This window comes from Streptomyces tendae (assembly GCF_014650435.1).
GTDB classification, from domain to species: domain Bacteria; phylum Actinomycetota; class Actinomycetes; order Streptomycetales; family Streptomycetaceae; genus Streptomyces; species Streptomyces tendae.
The window spans coordinates 136017-153511 of sequence record NZ_BMUY01000013.1; the positions used below are offsets into that span (position 1 = coordinate 136017).

Annotated in this window: 12 protein-coding genes and 1 pseudogene; 6 read left to right on the plus strand and 7 right to left on the minus strand. The window is 70.6% G+C overall.

The annotated features are described in order from the left end of the window. Positions 1-30 precede the first annotated feature (30 nt). Entirely contained in the window at positions 31-3570 is a 3540-nt protein-coding gene (dnaE, locus tag IE258_RS30400) for a DNA polymerase III subunit alpha (RefSeq protein ID WP_189748890.1), read from the minus strand. A gap of 202 nt (positions 3571-3772) precedes the next feature. Between dnaE and IE258_RS30405 the strand changes: the two genes are divergently transcribed. The 4 genes and pseudogenes from IE258_RS30405 to IE258_RS30420 form a co-directional block, all read left to right on the plus strand. Further along, complete coding sequence (locus tag IE258_RS30405) at positions 3773-5113, plus strand: DUF2252 domain-containing protein (RefSeq protein WP_189748892.1); 1341 nt, start codon at positions 3773-3775, stop codon at positions 5111-5113. Between the two features lie 87 nt (positions 5114-5200). Then, on the plus strand, positions 5201-5911 hold the full coding sequence (locus IE258_RS30410; protein ID WP_109031842.1) for a hypothetical protein: 711 nt from the start codon (positions 5201-5203) through the stop codon (positions 5909-5911). Positions 5912-6011: 100 nt separating this feature from the next. Beyond that, on the plus strand, positions 6012-6812 hold the full coding sequence (locus IE258_RS30415; protein ID WP_189748894.1) for a DsbA family protein: 801 nt from the start codon (positions 6012-6014) through the stop codon (positions 6810-6812). A gap of 85 nt (positions 6813-6897) precedes the next feature. Next, positions 6898-7097: pseudogene (locus tag IE258_RS30420) on the plus strand (alkaline phosphatase D family protein); the annotation flags it as partial. Here the strand turns inward: IE258_RS30420 and IE258_RS30425 are convergent. Further along, the gene (locus tag IE258_RS30425) at positions 7082-7672 is read right to left on the minus strand and encodes a dienelactone hydrolase family protein (protein WP_159326658.1); all 591 of its coding nucleotides are present in this window, start codon (positions 7670-7672) and stop codon (positions 7082-7084) included. The pseudogene IE258_RS30420 and the gene IE258_RS30425 overlap by 16 nt on opposite strands. A gap of 105 nt (positions 7673-7777) precedes the next feature. Between IE258_RS30425 and IE258_RS30430 the strand changes: the two genes are divergently transcribed. Continuing rightward, positions 7778-8926, plus strand: a complete 1149-nt coding sequence (locus IE258_RS30430; RefSeq protein ID WP_189748896.1) for a mechanosensitive ion channel family protein — start codon at positions 7778-7780, stop codon at positions 8924-8926. Positions 8927-8947: 21 nt separating this feature from the next. Here IE258_RS30430 and IE258_RS30435 read toward each other — a convergent pair whose 3' ends face one another. From IE258_RS30435 to IE258_RS30455, 5 genes are all read right to left on the minus strand, one after another. Then, on the minus strand, positions 8948-10534 hold the full coding sequence (locus IE258_RS30435; protein ID WP_189748898.1) for a Na+/H+ antiporter: 1587 nt from the start codon (positions 10532-10534) through the stop codon (positions 8948-8950). Positions 10535-10622: 88 nt separating this feature from the next. Continuing rightward, complete coding sequence (locus tag IE258_RS30440) at positions 10623-11111, minus strand: GNAT family N-acetyltransferase (RefSeq protein WP_189748900.1); 489 nt, start codon at positions 11109-11111, stop codon at positions 10623-10625. Continuing rightward, positions 11108-12052, minus strand: coding sequence for an RluA family pseudouridine synthase (locus tag IE258_RS30445; protein ID WP_189748902.1), 945 nt, complete (start codon positions 12050-12052; stop codon positions 11108-11110). Before IE258_RS30445 ends, IE258_RS30440 begins: the two co-directional genes overlap by 4 nt. Before the next feature lie 96 nt (positions 12053-12148). After that, positions 12149-12763 carry a signal peptidase II gene (gene lspA / locus IE258_RS30450; protein WP_189748904.1) on the minus strand — a complete coding sequence of 205 codons (615 nt, stop codon included), beginning with the start codon at positions 12761-12763 and terminating at the stop codon, positions 12149-12151. Positions 12764-12831: 68 nt separating this feature from the next. Next, on the minus strand, positions 12832-13557 hold the full coding sequence (locus tag IE258_RS30455) for a TraR/DksA family transcriptional regulator (protein WP_189748905.1): 726 nt from the start codon (positions 13555-13557) through the stop codon (positions 12832-12834). A 553-nt stretch (positions 13558-14110) separates the two neighbouring features. Between IE258_RS30455 and ileS the strand changes: the two genes are divergently transcribed. Then, entirely contained in the window at positions 14111-17254 is a 3144-nt protein-coding gene (gene ileS, locus IE258_RS30460) for an isoleucine--tRNA ligase (RefSeq protein ID WP_189748906.1), read from the plus strand. The last annotated feature ends 241 nt before the right edge of the window (positions 17255-17495 follow it).

Here is a 17495-nt window from a genome sequence, read left to right on the forward strand (position 1 = left end):
GCCCGTTCCTTCCGAGTCCCCCGAGCCCGCTCAGCCCGCCAGGCAGGACGGCCCGAGCAGCACCTTCAGGTCGCCGAAGAGCGCCGGATCGGGCTTCACCCGGTGCCGGTCCAGGCGCAGCACCGTCGTCTTCGTCGGCCCCTGGAGCTTGATCCGCACCTCGCTGTCGCCCCGGTGGTGGGTGAGGATCTCCCCGAGCCTGCTGACCATCGGCGGGGTGATGCGGGTCGCCGGGATGGTGAGGACGACGGGGGCGTTGGTCCCCGCGTTGGACAGGTCGGGGATCATCAGCTCCATCGCGACCAGCCTGGGGATGTCCTCCCGCTTGTCGAGGCGTCCCTTGACGAACACCACGGCGTCCTCGACGAGTTGCGTGGACACCAGCTGGTAGGTCGCCGGGAAGAACATGCACTCCAGCGAGCCGGCCAAGTCCTCGACGGTGGCGATGGCCCAGGCGTTGCCCTGTTTGGTCATCTTGCGCTGGAGGCCCGAGATGATGCCGCCGATGGTGACGACCGCGCCGTCTCCGAAGTCGCCGCCGGTGAGCTGGGAGATGCCCGCGTCGGCCTTGTCGGACAGCACGTGCTCCAGGCCGAAGAGCGGGTGGTCGGAGACGTAGAGGCCGAGCATCTCCCGCTCCTGGGCGAGGAGGTAGGTCTTGTCCCACTCGTCCTCGCCGAAGACCACGTCGAGTCCGAAGCCGGGCTCGTCGTTCTGCTCGTCGCCCATGCCGCCGAAGAGGTCGAACTGGCCCTCGGCCTCCTTGCGCTTGACCGCGACCACGTTGTCGATCATCGGTTCGTACTGCGCGGTGAGGCCCTTGCGGGTGTGCCCCATCTCGTCGAAGGCGCCGGCCTTGATCAGCGACTCCGTCGTCCGCTTGTTGCAGACGACCGCCTCCACCTTGTCCAGGTAGTCGGGGAAGGACGCGTACTTCCCCTTGGCCTTGCGGCACTTGATGATCGACTCGACGACGTTGGTGCCGACGTTGCGCACGGCGGAGAGGCCGAAGAGGATCACGTCGTCGCCCTGGGCGGCGAAGTTCGACATGGACTCGTTGACGTTGGGCGGCAGCACCTTGATGCCCATGCGCCGGCACTCGTTCAGATAGACGGCCGACTTGTCCTTGTCGTCCTTGACCGAGGTGAGCAGGGCGGCCATGTACTCGGCCGGGTAGTTCGCCTTCAGGTAGCCGGTCCAGTACGAGACCAGGCCGTACGCGGCCGAGTGCGCCTTGTTGAAGGCGTAGCCGGCGAAGGGGACCAGCACGTCCCACAGGGCCTGGATGGCCTCGTCGCTGTAGCCGTTCTTCCTGGCTCCGGCCTGGAAGAGGACGAAGTTCTTCGCCAGTTCGTCGGGCTTCTTCTTGCCCATCACGCGGCGCAGGATGTCGGCCTCGCCGAGCGAGTAGCCCGCGATGATCTGGGCGGCCTTCTGCACCTGCTCCTGGTAGACGATCAGGCCGTAGGTGACCGCGAGGACCTCCTGGAGGGGCTCCTCCAGCTCCTTGTGGATCGGCGTGATCTCCTGGAGGCCGTTCTTGCGCAGCGCGTAGTTGGTGTGCGAGTCCATGCCCATCGGGCCGGGCCGGTAGAGCGCGGAGACGGCGGAGATGTCCTCGAAGTTGTCGGGCTTCATCAGCCGCAGCAGGGAGCGCATGGGGCCGCCGTCGAACTGGAAGACGCCCAGCGTGTCGCCGCGCTGCAGCAGTTCGAAGGTCTTGGGGTCGTCCAGCGGGAGCGACAGCAGGTCGAGGTCGATGCCCTTGTTGGACTTCACCATCTTGACGGCGTCGTCCATGATCGTGAGGTTGCGCAGGCCGAGGAAGTCCATCTTCAGCAGGCCCAGCGACTCGCACTGCGGGTAGTCCCACTGCGTGATGGTGACGCCGTCGGTGTGCCGGACCCAGATCGGGGCGTGGTCGACGATGGGCTCGCTGGACATGATCACGCCGGCCGCGTGCACGCCCATCTGCCGGACCAGGCCCTCGACGCCCTTGGCGGTGTCGATGACCTTCTTGACGTCCGGCTCGCTCTCGTACATCGAGCGGATCTCGCCGGCCTCGCTGTAGCGCGGGTGGGTCGGGTCGGTGATGCCGTTGAGGTCGATGCCCTTGCCGAGGACGTCGGCGGGCATGGCCTTGGTGAGCCGGTCGCCCATCGCGTACGGGTAGCCCAGCACGCGCGCGGAGTCCTTGATGGCGTTCTTCGCCTTGATCTTGCCGTAGGTGCCGATCATGGCGACCTTGTCGGCGCCGTACTTCTCGGTCACGTACCTGATCACCTCGACGCGCCTGCGCTCGTCGAAGTCGATGTCGACGTCGGGCATGGAGACGCGCTCGGGGTTGAGGAACCGCTCGAAGATCAGGCCGTGCGGGATGGGGTCGAGGTCGGTGATGCCCATCGCGTACGCCACGATCGAACCGGCCGCGGAGCCTCGGCCGGGGCCGACCGCGATGCCCTGGTTCTTGGCCCACATGATGAAGTCGGCGACCACCAGGAAGTACCCCGGGAACCCCATCTGGATGATGACGTCCATCTCGTACTCGGCCTGCTTCTGGCGGTCCTCGGGGACCTGGCCCGAGAAGCGGCGTTCCATGCCGCGGCGGACCTCCTCCTGGAACCAGGTGATCTCCGTGAAGCCCTCGGGGATGTCGAACTTCGGCATGAGGTCGCGCTTCTCGAACATGCCGGTCGTGTCGATCATCTCGGCGATCAGGCGCGTGTTGGCGCAGCCCTCCTGCCAGGCGTCGGAGGAGTCGATGGCGTACATCTCGTCCGTCGACTTCAGGTAGTAGCCGGTGCCGTCGAAGCGGAAGCGGTCCGGGTCGGAGAGGTTCTTGCCGGTCTGGATGCACAGCAGGGCGTCGTGGGCGGTCGCCTCGTGCGCGTAGGTGTAGTGCGAGTCGTTCGTCACCAGCGGCGGGATGCCGAGCTTCTTGCCGATCTCCAGGAGCCCGTCGCGGACCCGGTGCTCGATCTCGATGCCGTGGTCCATCAGCTCCAGGAAGTACCGGTCCTTGCCGAAGATGTCCTGGTAGTCGGCGGCGGCCTTCAGGGCCTCGTCGAAGTGGCCGAGGCGCAGCCGGGTCTGCACCTCGCCGGAGGGGCAGCCGGTGGAGGCGACGATGCCCTCGGACCACTGGCTGATGGTCTCCTTGTCCATCCGCGGCCACTTCTGCAGCCAGCCCTCGGCGTACGCGTCGGAGGAGAGGCGGAAGAGGTTGTGCAGACCCTTGCTGTTCGTCGCCCACATGGTCTTGTGGGTGTAACCACCGGAACCGGACACATCGTCCCGCTTCTGGTGCGGCTGGCCCCACTGGATCTTGCGCTTGTTGCGCCGGGACTCGGGCGCGACGTACGCCTCGATCCCGATGATCGGGGTGACTCCGGCCTTCTTCGCGGAGTGGAAGAAGTCGTACGCCCCGTGCAGGTTGCCGTGGTCGGACATGGCGATGTGCGACATGCCCATCTCGTTGCACGCGTCGAACATGTCCTTGAGCCGCGCGGCACCGTCCAGCAGCGAGTACTGGGTGTGGACGTGCAGGTGCGTGAACGGCGGCTTTGACACGTGCGGCCTCCTGGGAAAACTGGGGACGACTGGCGGCGGTCGATCCGGGGGGTCAGCGTCGAAGTCTATGCCTCTGCACTGACACTCCGAGGGCCACCACGCGTACCTTCTGGGGCGGGCACTCCCGCACCCCTTCGAACGTTGGCCCGAGTGGAGATCCGCTCCATCCGTGAGGCACCACCCGCACCAGGAGGCACCAGGCATGTCGGTCCCGCAGCTCAACGAGGAGCACCGCGGCGAGGAGATCCTCGCCGTCTTCGACACCGCCTTCGGCCAGCTGCTGGCCGCGGATCCCGCGGCGTTCCGGGTGAAGTTCCGGAAGATGGCGGCCTCCGCCTTCGCGTTCTACCGCGGCACCGCGGGTCTCTTTTACCGCGATTTGACCGAGGATCCGGACTTCGGTGATCAGCACGGCGGCGCCTACCTGGACGAGCGGACCTCCCGGGTGTGGATCCACGGCGACCTCCACGCGGAGAACTTCGGCACGTACATGGACTCCACCGGCCGGCTGATCTTCAACGTCAACGACTTCGACGAGGCCTACGTCGGCCCCTTCACCTGGGACCTCAAGCGCTTCGCCGCCTCCGTCGCGCTGATCGGGTACGCGAAGGCGTTCAGCGACGACCAGATCACCGAGCTGGTGCGGGTGTACGCGGGCGCGTACCGCGAGCGGATCCACGCCCTGGCCACCGGCGCCAAGAGCGACGAGGTGCCGCCCTTCACGCTGGACACCGCGGAGGGCCCGCTGCTCGGCGCGCTGCGGATGGCCCGCTCGCTGACCCGCTTCGGGCTGCTGGACTCGATGACCGAGATCCGTGACTTCGAGCGCCGCTTCGCCCCCGGCGGCGGCTCCATCGAGCTGGACGCCGCCACGCGCTACAAGGTGCTCGCGGCCTTCGACGGCTACCTGGAGACGCTCCCCGAGTCCTCCCTGGCCCGCCCGGACTCCTACCGGGTGAAGGACGTCGTCGGCCGCCGGGGCATCGGCATCGGCTCGGCCGGCCTGCCCTCGTACAACATCCTGCTGGAGGGCAACAGCGACGCGTTGGAGAACGACGTCGTGATCTACATCAAGCAGGCCCAGACCCCGGCCGTCTCCCGTCACATCACCGACCAGGCCATCCGGGACTACTTCCAGCACGAGGGCCACCGCACGGTGATCTCCCAGCGCGCCCTCCAGGCGCACGCCGACCCGTGGCTGGGCTGGACCGAGCTGGACGGCGCCGGACAGCTGGTCGCCGAGGTCTCGCCGTACGCGGTCGACCTGGACTGGGGCGACATCGACGACCCGGAGGAGATCGCCGAGGTCGTCGCCGACCTGGGCCGGGCCACCGCGACCATGCACGCGGCGGCCGACGACCAGTCCGGGGAGTCCCTGGTGCCGTTCTCCACCGAGCGGGCCATCGACGCGGCGATCGCGGCCGACGAGGAGGGCTTCGCGCCCCTGCTGGTCGACTTCGCGCACCGCTACGGCGCACGCGCGCGCGGTGACCACCAGACCTTCGTCGACCTGTTCCGCAACGGCCGGATCCCGGGTCTGTGACCATTCCGGTTTCGGTAACCGTCGGCTGTCTCACAGGAACCCTTTAGGGGTCCCTTACCGGACCCCGTGACACACTCTTCTACTGCTATGGACATATCCGGAACCCCGCTCAGAGCCGTACGCGCGGCGCTGTTCACGGCACTCGCCGTGACCCTCAGCACCGCGTCGCACGTGCTGCTGTCCGGGGTTCCGCTGCCGCTGCCCACGGTGGCCGCCGTCGCCGCCGCCGTGTTCCTGATCGCGTACGCCCTGGCCGGGCGGCGCGAGCGCGGCTTCGGGCGGATCGCCGCCCTGCTGATCCCGCTGGAGCTGGCCGCCGACACGGTCTTCACCACCGGCCAGCACGTCTGCTACGGCCGGGCGGGCGGCCCGGTCGCGGGCCCGCTGCGCTCGGTCGGCTTCGACGTGCTGTGCGGCGACGGGACCGGCATCCACGCCGGGGTGACCGCGCCGCTGACCCGGGTGACCGGGGCCGAGACGGACCGGATGGCGTCGGTGCTGGCCCAGGCCGACCCCGGCACCGCCTGGCTGCTGCTCGGCGCGCACGTCGGTGTCGGGCTGCTGGCGGCGGCCTGGCTGCGGCGCGGCGAGCGGGCGCTGGCCCAGCTGCTCGGCGCGGTGGCCGCGACCACCTTCCGGCCGCTGCTGCTCGCCGTCGCCGCCGTGGGCGTGCGCCGGGCCCCGGCGGTGCGCCGCCCGGCTCCCCCGGCCCGCCGCGCCGCCGGTGCCCGCGAGCGGATCCTCACGCACTCCCTGGGACGTCGCGGACCGCCGTGCCCGGTGGCCACCCTCGTCTGACCCGGCACCGGCCGAGTCGCACGAGCACACCGAGCACGGCAGTCCCCCCATACGAACTTCCGCACACCCCCGTGTGCGCGTCCCCGGAGAGATCACCATCATGAGCAAGCGGAACAGCCAGGCGGCGAAGACGGCGGCCCGTGAGCGCCTGCGCCAGGAGCGCGAGCGCCAGGCCAAGCGCGACAAGGTCAGGCGCCAGGTCATCGTGGCCGCCTCCATCGTCGGCGTGCTGGCGATAGCCGGCGGCATCAGCTACGCCGTCGTGCAGGGCAACAAGCCCAGCGGCTGGGACAAGGCCGCCGAGGCGAAGGTGGTGGCCCCGGCCAACACCTCCGGCAAGGACGGCACCACCGTCGTCATCGGCGAGTCCAAGTCCGACAACGTCATCCACCTCTACGAGGACCCGCGCTGCCCGGGCTGCGCGGCGATGGAGCAGAGCATCGGCGAGACCGTCAACAAGGGCATGGAGGACGGCGACTACAAGCTCTCCTTCACCGTCGGCACCTTCCTCGACGGCAACCTGGGCGGCGAGGGCTCGAAGAACGCGCTGAGCGCGCTCGGCGCCGCGCTGAACGTCAGCCCCGAGGCGTTCGTCGACTACAAGACCGCGCTCTACTCCACGAAGTACCACCCCGAGGAGTCGACCGACGAGTTCGCCAAGGACGACTACCTGATCAAGGTGGCGGACTCGGTCGACGCCCTGAAGGGCAACAAGAAGTTCCAGGACGCCGTGGAGAAGGGCACCTACGACGCCTGGGCGATGCGGATGAGCAAGTCCTTCGACAAGGCCGAAGGCGTCCAGTCGACCCCGACCATCAAGATCAACGACAAGGTGGTCGAGACCCCGAGCACGCCCGACGCGTGGCAGAAGGCGCTGAAGGACGCGGGCGTCACCAAGTGACCCGGTGATCGCCGTCTGACGAGTGGGCGAACTCTCGCGAGTTCGCCCACTCGCGCGCTCGGCGTCGCCTCCGGCGATCCGCTGCCGGGCCGCGAACCGGCACGCCCACCGGGTCGGCACGACCGGCACGGCTACGGCGTGCTGGACGTCACCGCGGACCGGGCGCAGCTGGACTACTACGTCGTCTCCGACCGCACCGACGCGGCGGCCGCCTCCGCCTGGGCCCGCTCCTGCCGCACGCGCAGCGGCACCCGACGCGTCGAGCGGGTCTACGCCCCGGTCTGAGCCTCCCGGAGGGTCTCGAGGAAGCCGAGCGCCACCCGCCAGGTGGCCTCGGCCGCCTCCGCGTCGTAGTCGTCGAGCTCCGGGTCGGTGTAGAGGTGACCGGCGCCGGGATATCTGTGCACCTCGACGTCGGCGCCGATCCGGCCCATCTGGAGGTACCAGGCGCTGAGCCAGTCGTCCGTCTCGAAGGGGTCCGGCTCGGCCACGTGCAGCTGGACCGGCAGCTCGTCAACCGAGGCGTTGGCCGCGAGGTCCGAAGTGCCGTGCAGGAGCAGCAGCCCGCGCGCCCGGTGGTCGCCGAGGGCGAGGGTCTGGGCGATGGAGGCGCCGAGCGAGAACCCGGCGTACACCAGCCCGCGCTCCGAATAGGGCGCGGCGGCAAGCACCGCCCGCTTCAGCAGCTCCTCCCGGCCGATCCCGTCCTGATGGGCCATGCCCTCCTCGACCGAGTCGAAGGTACGGCCCTCGAAGAGGTCCGGGGTCCACACCTGGTGCCCGGCGTCGCGCAGCCGGTCGGCGGCCTGCCGCACCGCGGGCCTCGGGCCGAGGGTCGAGTGAAAGAGCACGATGTTCATGAGGCCATGGTGCCAGCCGGGTGTGACGGGCCCGCGCCCGGCGATACCCCGGGCGGGAGATAGCTCACAGGTTCACAGCACCGCGCGGCCGGTTACGTTCGAGGGATGGAGACGATACTCCGCCCGCTGATCGTGGTCGGCGGCTCGGTACTGCTGACCGTGGTCATCGGCTGGGCCACCGACCTGCTGCTGCGCAAGGCCGACGGACGCCACCCGGAGACACCGCTGTGGGGGCTGCTGCGGCGCGCCCGCGTGCCCTACCAGATCGCGCTCTGCGCGGGCCTGCTGAGAGGCTCCTACGTCGAGGCCGAGGTGTTCCCCGAGCATCAGACCGGAGTCGGCCGGACGCTGACCCTGCTGCTGATCGGCTCGGTGGCCTGGCTGGTGGTCCGGATCGCCGCGGCGGTCGTCGAGACGTCCTACTCGCGTTACGCGCACGCCCACGCCGAACGGGACCCGGCCCGGGTCCGGCGGGTGCGGACGCAGGTGTCGTTGATCATGAGGGTGGTCACGGCGATCGTGGGCGTGGTCGCCGTGTCGTCGATGCTGCTGACCTTCCCGGCGATGCGTGCGGCGGGCGCCTCCCTGCTGGCCTCGGCCGGCATCATCGGCATCGTCGCCGGTGTGGCGGCCCAGTCCACCCTGGGCAACCTGTTCGCCGGGTTCCAGATCGCCTTCGGCGACATGGTGCGCATGGGCGACACGGTCGTGGTGGACGGCGAGTGGGGCACCGTCGAGGAGATCACGCTGACCTACCTGACCGTGCGCACCTGGGACGAGCGCCGGATCACGATGCCGGTGTCGTACTTCACCTCGAAGCCGTTCGAGAACTGGTCGCGCGGCACCCCGCAGATGACCGGGACCGTGTTCTGGCACCTCGACCACTCGGCGCCGCTCGACGCGATGCGGGAGCGGCTGCGCGACCTGCTGCGCGAGTGCCCGGCCTGGGACGGGCGCAGCTACAACCTGACCGTCACGGACACCACCCCGACCACCATGGAGGTGCGGGCCCTGGTGACGGCGAAGGACGCGGACGACATCTGGACGGTGCGGGTCGCGGTCCGCGAGGGGATGATCCGCTGGCTGGCGGACGAGCACCCCTACGCGCTGCCCCGGGTCAACACGGCGGACGCCGCCCTGCGCCCGCCCCGTTCCGGCCTCCCGCACGCCCGCCACGCCCCGGACGCGGCCGCCGGACGCTCCTCCGACGGGGACGCCCGCCGCTTCCCGGGCCGCCCCGCCAAGAGCCTGTGACCGCGCGGTCGCCCGCCGGGGTCAGCGCAGGCTGCGCACGTCCAGGTGGCGCAGGACCCGGTCGACGATCTCCGGGTCGGCACCTGGTTCGCTGCGGGCGGCCAGCACCTCGTGCCGGGCGGCGCTCAGCATCTCGCCCTGGATGCGCCGGACCCGTTTGATCCGCCGCGCCCGCTGCTCCTGCGCCTCGCGCCGTTCCTCGTCCCCGAGGTCTGGGCTGATGCGTATCCCGATGTCGAAGGCGCGCCGCAGCATCTGCTCGGACAGCTCCTCCGGCAGTTCCTCCACCGCCTCGATCTCCTTGAGCCGCTGCTTGGCCGCCCTGGCCGCCCGCAGCGCCAGGTCCCGCTCGAACTCCTGCTCCCGCTCGGTGTCCGCCCGTACCCCGAGCCTGCCCACCAGCCAGGGGAGCGTGAGGCCCTGCAACAGCAGCGTGCCCATGATCACCCCGAACGCGATGAAGACGATCTCCTCCCGGTGCGGGAAGGCCGCCCCGTCGTCCGTCTCCAGCGGGATCGCCAGGGCCAGCGCGACGGAGGCCACGCCCCGCATCCCCGCCCACCACATGACCACCGTCTCCCGCCAGCTCGTCGGGATGTCCTCGTCCTGGTCGCGTCTGGCGTGCAGCCGCTGGGTCAGCCAGGTGGCCGGCAGCAGCCACAGCAGGCGGACCAGGACGACGACGCCGAGGATCGCCGCCGCCCAGCCGAGCAGTTCCGTCCACCGGCCGGAGGCGGTGCGCACGGCGTTGTGCAGTTCCAGTCCGATCAGTCCGAAGGCCACCCCAGTGACCAGGGTGTCGACCACGTCCCAGACGGTGTGGCCGCCGAGCCGGGTCATCACGTCGTCGGCGTCCGAGGCGTACTCGGCGAGGAACATGGCGGTGGTGAGTACGGCGAGCACACCCGATCCGTGCAGTTCGTCGGCGGCGACGTAGCTCACGAACGGCACCAGCAGGGTGAGGCCGATCTGCAGCGTCGGGTCGCCGAGCACGCTCATGAGCTTGTTGGAGCCCCAGCCCAGGGCGAGCCCGATGGTGACGGCGACGACGGCGGAGAGCACGAGGTCGAACCCGGCCTGCCACGGCGAGAAGGAGCCGCCGACCGCCGCGGCGATGGCCACGTGGTACAGGACGATGGCCGTCACGTCGTTGAAGAGCCCCTCGCCCTCCAGGATGGACACCAGGCGGCGCGGCAGCCCCAGTTGCCCGGCGACGGCGGTCGCGGCGACCGGGTCCGGCGGCGCCACCAGGGCGCCCAGCGCGAAAGCGGCGGCGAGCGGCAGCCCCGGCACGATCGCGTGGGCCACGGACGCCACGCAGACCATGGTGACGAAGACCAGCGCGACGGCCAGCAGGAAGATCGGGCGCTTGTTGGCCGCGAACTGCCGCCAGGAGGTGCGCCGCACGGCGGCGTACAGCAGCGGCGGCAGCAGCGCGGGCAGGATCAGCTCGGGCGGGATGTCGACGTTGGGCACGAAGTCCAGCAGCGCCAGGACGATCCCGAGGAGCGTCATCAGCACCGGCGCCGGCAGCCCGAGCCGGTCGCCGATCGGGACGCTCAGCAGGGCCCCGAGCAACAGCATGAACAACAGGGCCAGCTGATCCACGGTCACCGCTCCGGTGGGGTCTCGGCGTTACACGGCGGACCTCAAGCGTGCCACGCGGCCGGTCTCACCAGCCCGTTCGCCGCCCCGGCTACAGGGCTCGCCGCATCGCGCGGTGCGCAATCCCGGCGTCCGGGAACTCGGGTCCGTATGCCTGGTACCCCAGACGTTCGTAAAAACCCAGGGCGTGGGTCTGCGCGTGCAGGTCCACCGCGGTGAGTCCGCGCGCGCGTGCCGCCGCCTCGACGGCCCGGACCAGCGCGGCCCCGACGCCCAGGCCGCGGGCTGCGGCGGTCACCGCGAGCCGGCCCAGGGAGCCGACGGCCGGGTCGCCGTCGCCGTTCTTCGCGGTGGCGGCCGCGCCGTGCAGCAGCCGGCCGGTGCCGAGCGGCACGCCGTCCTCCCGGACGGCCAGGACGTGGACCGCGTCGGCGTCGTAGGCGTCGTACTCGATGTCCTCGGGGACCTTCTGCTCGGCGACGAAGACGTCCTTGCGCACGGCGAAGCACGCCTCGCGGTCGGCGGGGTCCTCGGCGACGCGCACCTCGTAGGCGGCCGGGGCCCGGCTCGGCCCGCTCATCCGTAGGTCTCCTCGCGGACCAGGTCGAGGGCCTGCTGGAGGTCCTCGGGATAGTCGCTGGCGTACTCGACCCAGTCGCCGGTGCCGGGGTGCTCGAAGCCGAGCCGCACGGCGTGCAGCCACTGGCGGGTCAGCCGCAGCCGCTTGGCGAGGGTGGGGTCCGCGCCGTAGGTCAGGTCGCCGACGCAGGGGTGGCGGTGGGCGGCCATGTGGACGCGGATCTGGTGGGTGCGGCCGGTCTCCAGCTTCACGTCGAGCAGGGAGGCGGCGCGGAATGCCTCGATGAGGTCGTAGTGCGTGACGGAGGGCTTGCCCTCGGCGGTGACGGCCCACTTGTAGTCGTGCTGCGGGTGGCGGCCGATGGGGGCGTCGATGGTGCCGCTGGTCGGGTCGGGGTGGCCCTGTACGAGCGTGTGGTAGCGCTTGTCGACCGTGCGCTCCTTGAACTGGCGCTTGAGCGAGGTGTAGGCGCGCTCCGACTTGGCCACCGCCATCAGACCGGAGGTGCCGACGTCGAGGCGGTGCACGATGCCCTGGCGCTCGGCGGCACCGGACGTCGAGATGCGGTACCCGGCGGCGGCCAGTCCGCCGATCACGGTCGGCCCGCTCCAGCCGGGGGACGGGTGCGCCGCGACGCCGACGGGCTTGACGATCACCACCACGTCCTCGTCGTCGTGCACGATCTCCATGCCCTCGACGGGCTCGGCGACGACCTGCACGGGCGCGGGCGCCTGCGGCATCTCGACCTCGAGCCAGGCGCCGCCGTGGACGCGCTCGGACTTGCCGACCACCGACCCGTCGACCTGCACCTTGCCCGCCGCCGCCAGCTCGGCGGCCTTGGTGCGGGAGAAGCCGAACATGCGGGAGATGGCGGCGTCGACGCGCTCGCCCTCCAGGCCGTCGGGCACGGGCAGGGTACGGATCTCGGGAATCGTGCTCACCCGTCGAGTATGCCGGACGGTCCGGGCCCACCCGAACGCGCGCTCAGTCCCTGTGGACGATCGGGCCCCTGTGGACAACCGGGCTCCCCGTGCGGGTCAGTCCTTGTGGACGGTCCCGTCCGGGTCCAGCCCCCGGAAGGAGAGGATCACGATCAGGATGCCGCCGCAGACGATCGCCGAGTCGGCGAGGTTGAACACGGCGAAGTGCTTGGGCGCGATGAAGTCCACGACCGCACCCTCGAAGACGCCGGGGGCACGGAAGATCCGGTCGGTGAGGTTGCCGAGGGCACCGCCGAGCAGCAGGCCGAGCGCGATCGCCCAGGGCAGGCTGTGCAGCTTGCGCGCGAGGCGGGCGATCACGACGATCACGGCCGCGGCGATCACCGTGAAGATGATCGTGAAGGCCTCGCCGAAGCCGAAGGCCGCGCCCGCGTTGCGGATCGCGGCGAACCTCAGCCAGTCGCCGATGATCTCGATCGGCTCGTGGTGCTCCAGCTTGGCGACCACCAGCATCTTGCTGCCCAGGTCGAGCAGGTACGCGAAGAGGGCGACCGCGAACAGCACGGCGACCCGCCGCTTGCCCCGAGTGCGCTCAGGAGCCTGCTCCTGCTTCTGCTGCTCCCGCTCCGGCTCGGCGTCGGGCCGCTCCTGCCCCTCCCCCGCCGCGTCCGGGGTGTCCGGAGTACCGATGATGCGCTCCGCCTCTGCCACGTGAGTCCCTCAGCCTAGGTCCTTGACTGAGCACGAGGGTACGGCACACTTCCCGTCCCGGCTGCGGCTCAGTACCGGCGCTCCTGCTTCTGCTTGCACTCGACGCACAGGGTGGCCCGCGGGAAGGCCTGCATCCGCGCCTTGCCGATCGGCTTGCCGCAGTTCTCGCACAGGCCGTAGGTACCCGTGTCCAGGCGTTCCAGGGCGCGCTCGGTCTGGGTGAGCACCTCGCGCGCGGTGGCGGCCAGCGCCAGCTCGTGCTCGCGCGTGATGTTCTTGCTGCCGGTGTCCGCCTCGTCGTCGCCCGCGCCGTCGCCGGAGTCCCGCATCATGCCCTGCAGCGACCGCTCGGAGGTGTCGATCTCGGTACGCAGCCGGTCGGCCTCGGACTGCAGCTCGCCGCGTGCCTCCTCGACCTCCTGCGGGGTCCAGGGTTCCTCGCCGGGGCGTACCGCGAGGTCGCCGGGGTCCGCAGCGGTGCCGCGGGCCTTGGGAACAGCGGTCTTGGCCGCCGTGGCCGTGCCAGGAGTCTTCTTCGCAACCACCGTCGTGGCTCCCGTCTGCTCCGCGGCCTCGGCCGCGCCCACTTTCTTGGCCGTGCTCTTCTTCGCCGTGCCACCGCTCGCCGCGGTCTTCTTCGCAGCGGTCTTCTTGGCCGCGGTCTTCTTTGCCGCCGTCTTCTTCGCCGGGCCCTTCTCTGCCTCTGCCGCCGCCTTCTCCTCCGGGTCCGGCACCGCGGCGCTCTGCGCGGCGGTGCTCCGTTTCGCGGCCGTCGTCTTCTTCTTCGCCACCATGGCCGCGGCCCCTTCACATATTGTGATCTTGCGCGCGAATCGTGCTGGGACGATAAATCGACTCCGGTCCCGCGGCAACGGGGCACGCCGCCCGACTCGCCCGCCCGCCGTGCGCCGCCCGGCGAGCATGCATGCGTTGTGCCCAGCTCCCCGCCCGGTAATCCGCCGGAGCGGCTCCCGCCGGGCCGCCCGGGAGCCTGACCCCGGACGGCGGCATTCGGGTCACGCCCAAATGGGTCGGCCGCGGTCCGCACGGCGCCGTACACTGGGCGCAGCGAAAAGCGTGGATGGGGACGAGTAGCGGCGTCAGCAGCCCAGAGCGACCCGGGGACGGTGTGAGCCCGGGGGCGAGCGCGACGTGAAGATCACCCCGGAGCCGCCGGAAGAAAGCCGTGGCAGGACAGCCGCGGCGAGTAGAACCGGCTCGCGACCCCAATGAGGGGGCTCACCGGAGCACACGACGCACCGGCCGGGCCAAGGAGGGTGGTACCGCGGGAGCACGGCTCTCGTCCCTCCGACGGAAGGCAGCACGTCCGCCGGAGGAAGCTCGCTGATGACAACGCCTCAGTACCGCCAGGTACCCGCCCAGGTCGACCTGCCCGCGCTCGAACACGCGGTGCTCGACTTCTGGCGCGAGCAGAAGATCTTCGCCAAGAGCCTGGAGCAGTCCGAGGGCCGCCCCGAGTGGGTGTTCTACGAGGGCCCGCCCACCGCCAACGGCATGCCCGGCGCCCACCACATCGAGGCGCGCGTCTTCAAGGACGTCTTCCCCCGCTTCCGCACGATGCGCGGCTACCACGTGGGCCGCAAGGCCGGCTGGGACTGCCACGGCCTGCCGGTGGAGCTGGCGGTGGAGAAGGAGCTGGGCTTCTCCGGCAAGCAGGACATCGAGGCGTACGGCATCGCCGAGTTCAACGCGAAGTGCCGCGAGTCGGTGACCCGCCACACCGACGCCTTCGAAGAGCTCACGACGCGCATGGGCTACTGGGCCGACCTCCAGGACCCGTACCGCACGATGGACCCGGAGTACATCGAGTCCGTCTGGTGGTCGCTGAAGGAGATCTTCAACAAGGGCCTGCTGGTCCAGGACCACCGCGTCGCCCCCTGGTGCCCCCGCTGCGGCACCGGCCTGTCCGACCACGAGCTGGCCCAGGGCTACGAGACGGTCGTCGACCCGTCCGTCTACGTCCGCTTCCCGCTGACCTCGGGCCCGCTGGCCGGCGAGGCCGCGCTGGTCGTCTGGACCACGACCCCGTGGACCCTGGTCTCCAACACCGCGGTCGCCGCGCACCCCGAGGTCACCTACGTCGTCGCCACCGACGGCGAGGAGAAGCTGGTCGTCGCGGAGCAGCTGGTGGAGAAGGCCCTCGGCGAGGGCTGGGAGACCACCGGGCAGTCCTTCACCGGTGCCGAGATGGAGCGCTGGACGTACCAGCGCCCCTTCGAGCTGGTGGCCTTCCCGGAGCCCGCCCACTACGTGGTGAACGCCGACTACGTCACCACCGAGGACGGCACCGGCCTCGTCCACCAGTCCCCCGCCTTCGGTGAGGACGACCTCAAGGTCTGCCGCGCGTACGGACTGCCCGTGGTCAACCCGGTCCGCCCGGACGGCACCTTCGAGGAGGACGTCCCGCTGGTCGGCGGCGTCTTCTTCAAGAAGGCCGACGAGAAGCTGACCGAGGACCTGGACGCCCGGGGCCTGCTCTTCAAGCACATCCCGTACGAGCACAGCTACCCGCACTGCTGGCGCTGCCACACGGCCCTGCTCTACTACGCGCAGCCGTCCTGGTACATCCGCACCACCGCCATCAAGGACCGCCTCCTCCAGGAGAACGAGAAGACCAACTGGTTCCCGGAGGCGGTCAAGCACGGCCGGTACGGCGACTGGCTGAACAACAACATCGACTGGGCCCTGTCCCGCAATCGCTACTGGGGCACCCCGCTGCCGATCTGGCGCTGCGAGGAGGACCACCTCACGGTCGTCGGCTCCCGCGCGGAGCTGACCGAGCTGTCGGGCACCGACCAGTCGTCCCTGGACCCGCACCGCCCGTTCATCGACGACGTGACCTTCACCTGCAGCCACGAGGGCTGCTCCCTCGAAGCGGTGCGCGTGCCGGAGGTCATCGACGCCTGGTACGACTCGGGTTCGATGCCGTTCGCGCAGTGGGGCTACCCGTACAAGAACAAGGAGCTGTTCGAGAGCCGCTACCCGGCGCAGTTCATCTCCGAGGCCATCGACCAGACCCGCGGCTGGTTCTACACGCTGATGGCGGTCGGCACCCTGGTCTTCGACAAGTCGTCCTACGAGAACGTGGTGTGCCTCGGCCACATCCTCGCCGAGGACGGCCGCAAGATGTCCAAGCACCTGGGCAACATCCTGCAGCCGATCCCGCTGATGGACCAGCACGGCGCCGACGCGGTCCGCTGGTTCATGGCGGCCGGCGGTTCGCCCTGGGCGGCCCGCCGGGTCGGCCACGGCACCATCCAGGAGGTCGTCCGCAAGACCCTCCTCACCTACTGGAACACGGTCGCCTTCCAGGCCCTGTACGCCCGCACCTCCGGCTGGGCGCCGAGCGAGGCGGACCCGGCCCCGGCCGACCGCCCGGTCCTGGACCGCTGGCTGCTCTCCGAGCTGCACGCGCTGACCGACCAGGTCACCCAGGCACTGGACGCCTACGACACCCAGCGGGCCGGCAAGCTGCTGTCCGCGTTCGTCGACGACCTGTCCAACTGGTACGTGCGCCGCTCCCGCCGCCGCTTCTGGCAGGGCGACAAGGCGGCGCTGCGCACGCTGCACGAGGTCGTCGCGACGGTCACCCAGCTGATGGCCCCGCTGACCCCGTTCATCACCGAGCGGGTCTGGCAGGACCTGGTCGTGCCGGTCACCCCGGGCGCGCCCGAGTCGGTGCACCTGTCCTCGTGGCCTCAGGCCGACCTCACGGCGATCGACCCGGAGCTGTCGAAGCAGATGGTCCTGGTCCGCCGCCTGGTCGAGCTGGGCCGTGCCACGCGCGCGGAGTCCGGCGTCAAGACCCGGCAGCCGCTCAGCCGCGCGCTGATCGCGGTGGCGGGCTTCGACGCCCTCTCCCCCGAGCTGCACTCGCAGATCACGGAGGAGCTGAACGTGGCGTCCCTCGCGTCGCTCAGCGAGGTCGGCGGCTCCCTGGTCGACACGACCGCGAAGGCCAACTTCCGTGCGCTGGGCAAGCGGTTCGGCAAGCGGGTCCAGGACGTGGCGAAGGCCGTCGCCGCCGCGGACGCCGCCGCGCTGTCCCTGGCGCTGCGCGAGGGCACGGCGTCGGTGGAGGTCGACGGCGAGACCGTCGCCCTCGCCCCCGACGAGGTGATCATCACGGAGACGCCGCGCGAGGGCTGGTCGGTCGCCTCCGACTCGGGTGCGACGGTGGCGCTGGACCTGGAGATCACGGAGGAGCTGCGCCGGGCCGGTCTCGCGCGGGACGCGATCCGCCTGATCCAGGAGGCCCGCAAGAACAGCGGCCTCGACGTCGCGGACCGGATCGCCCTGCGCTGGACGGCCACGGACCCGGCGACGATCGCGGCCCTGGCCGACCACGCGGGCCTGATCGCCGACGAGGTCCTGGCGACGGACTTCGCGCAGGGCGAGGCGGACGACACGTACGGCACCCCGTTCACGGACGAGGGCCTGTCCCTGGTGTTCCGCCTGCGCAAGCAGTAGCCGAAGGAACCCAACGAGGGCCCGCATCCACAGGATGCGGGCCCTCTGCGTAGCTGCGGGCAGTCGTGCCGCTGGGGCGGCACGGGTGGGCGCAGCGGCACCCCGCAACGCCGGGCAGCACCCCCCGCGCCCACACCAACGCCCCGCCCACACCAACGCCCCGCACGCAGAACCGCGCACACCAAAGGGCGGGCCCCGGGTCGAAAAACCCGGGGCCCGCCCTGAACGCTGCCGACGGCAA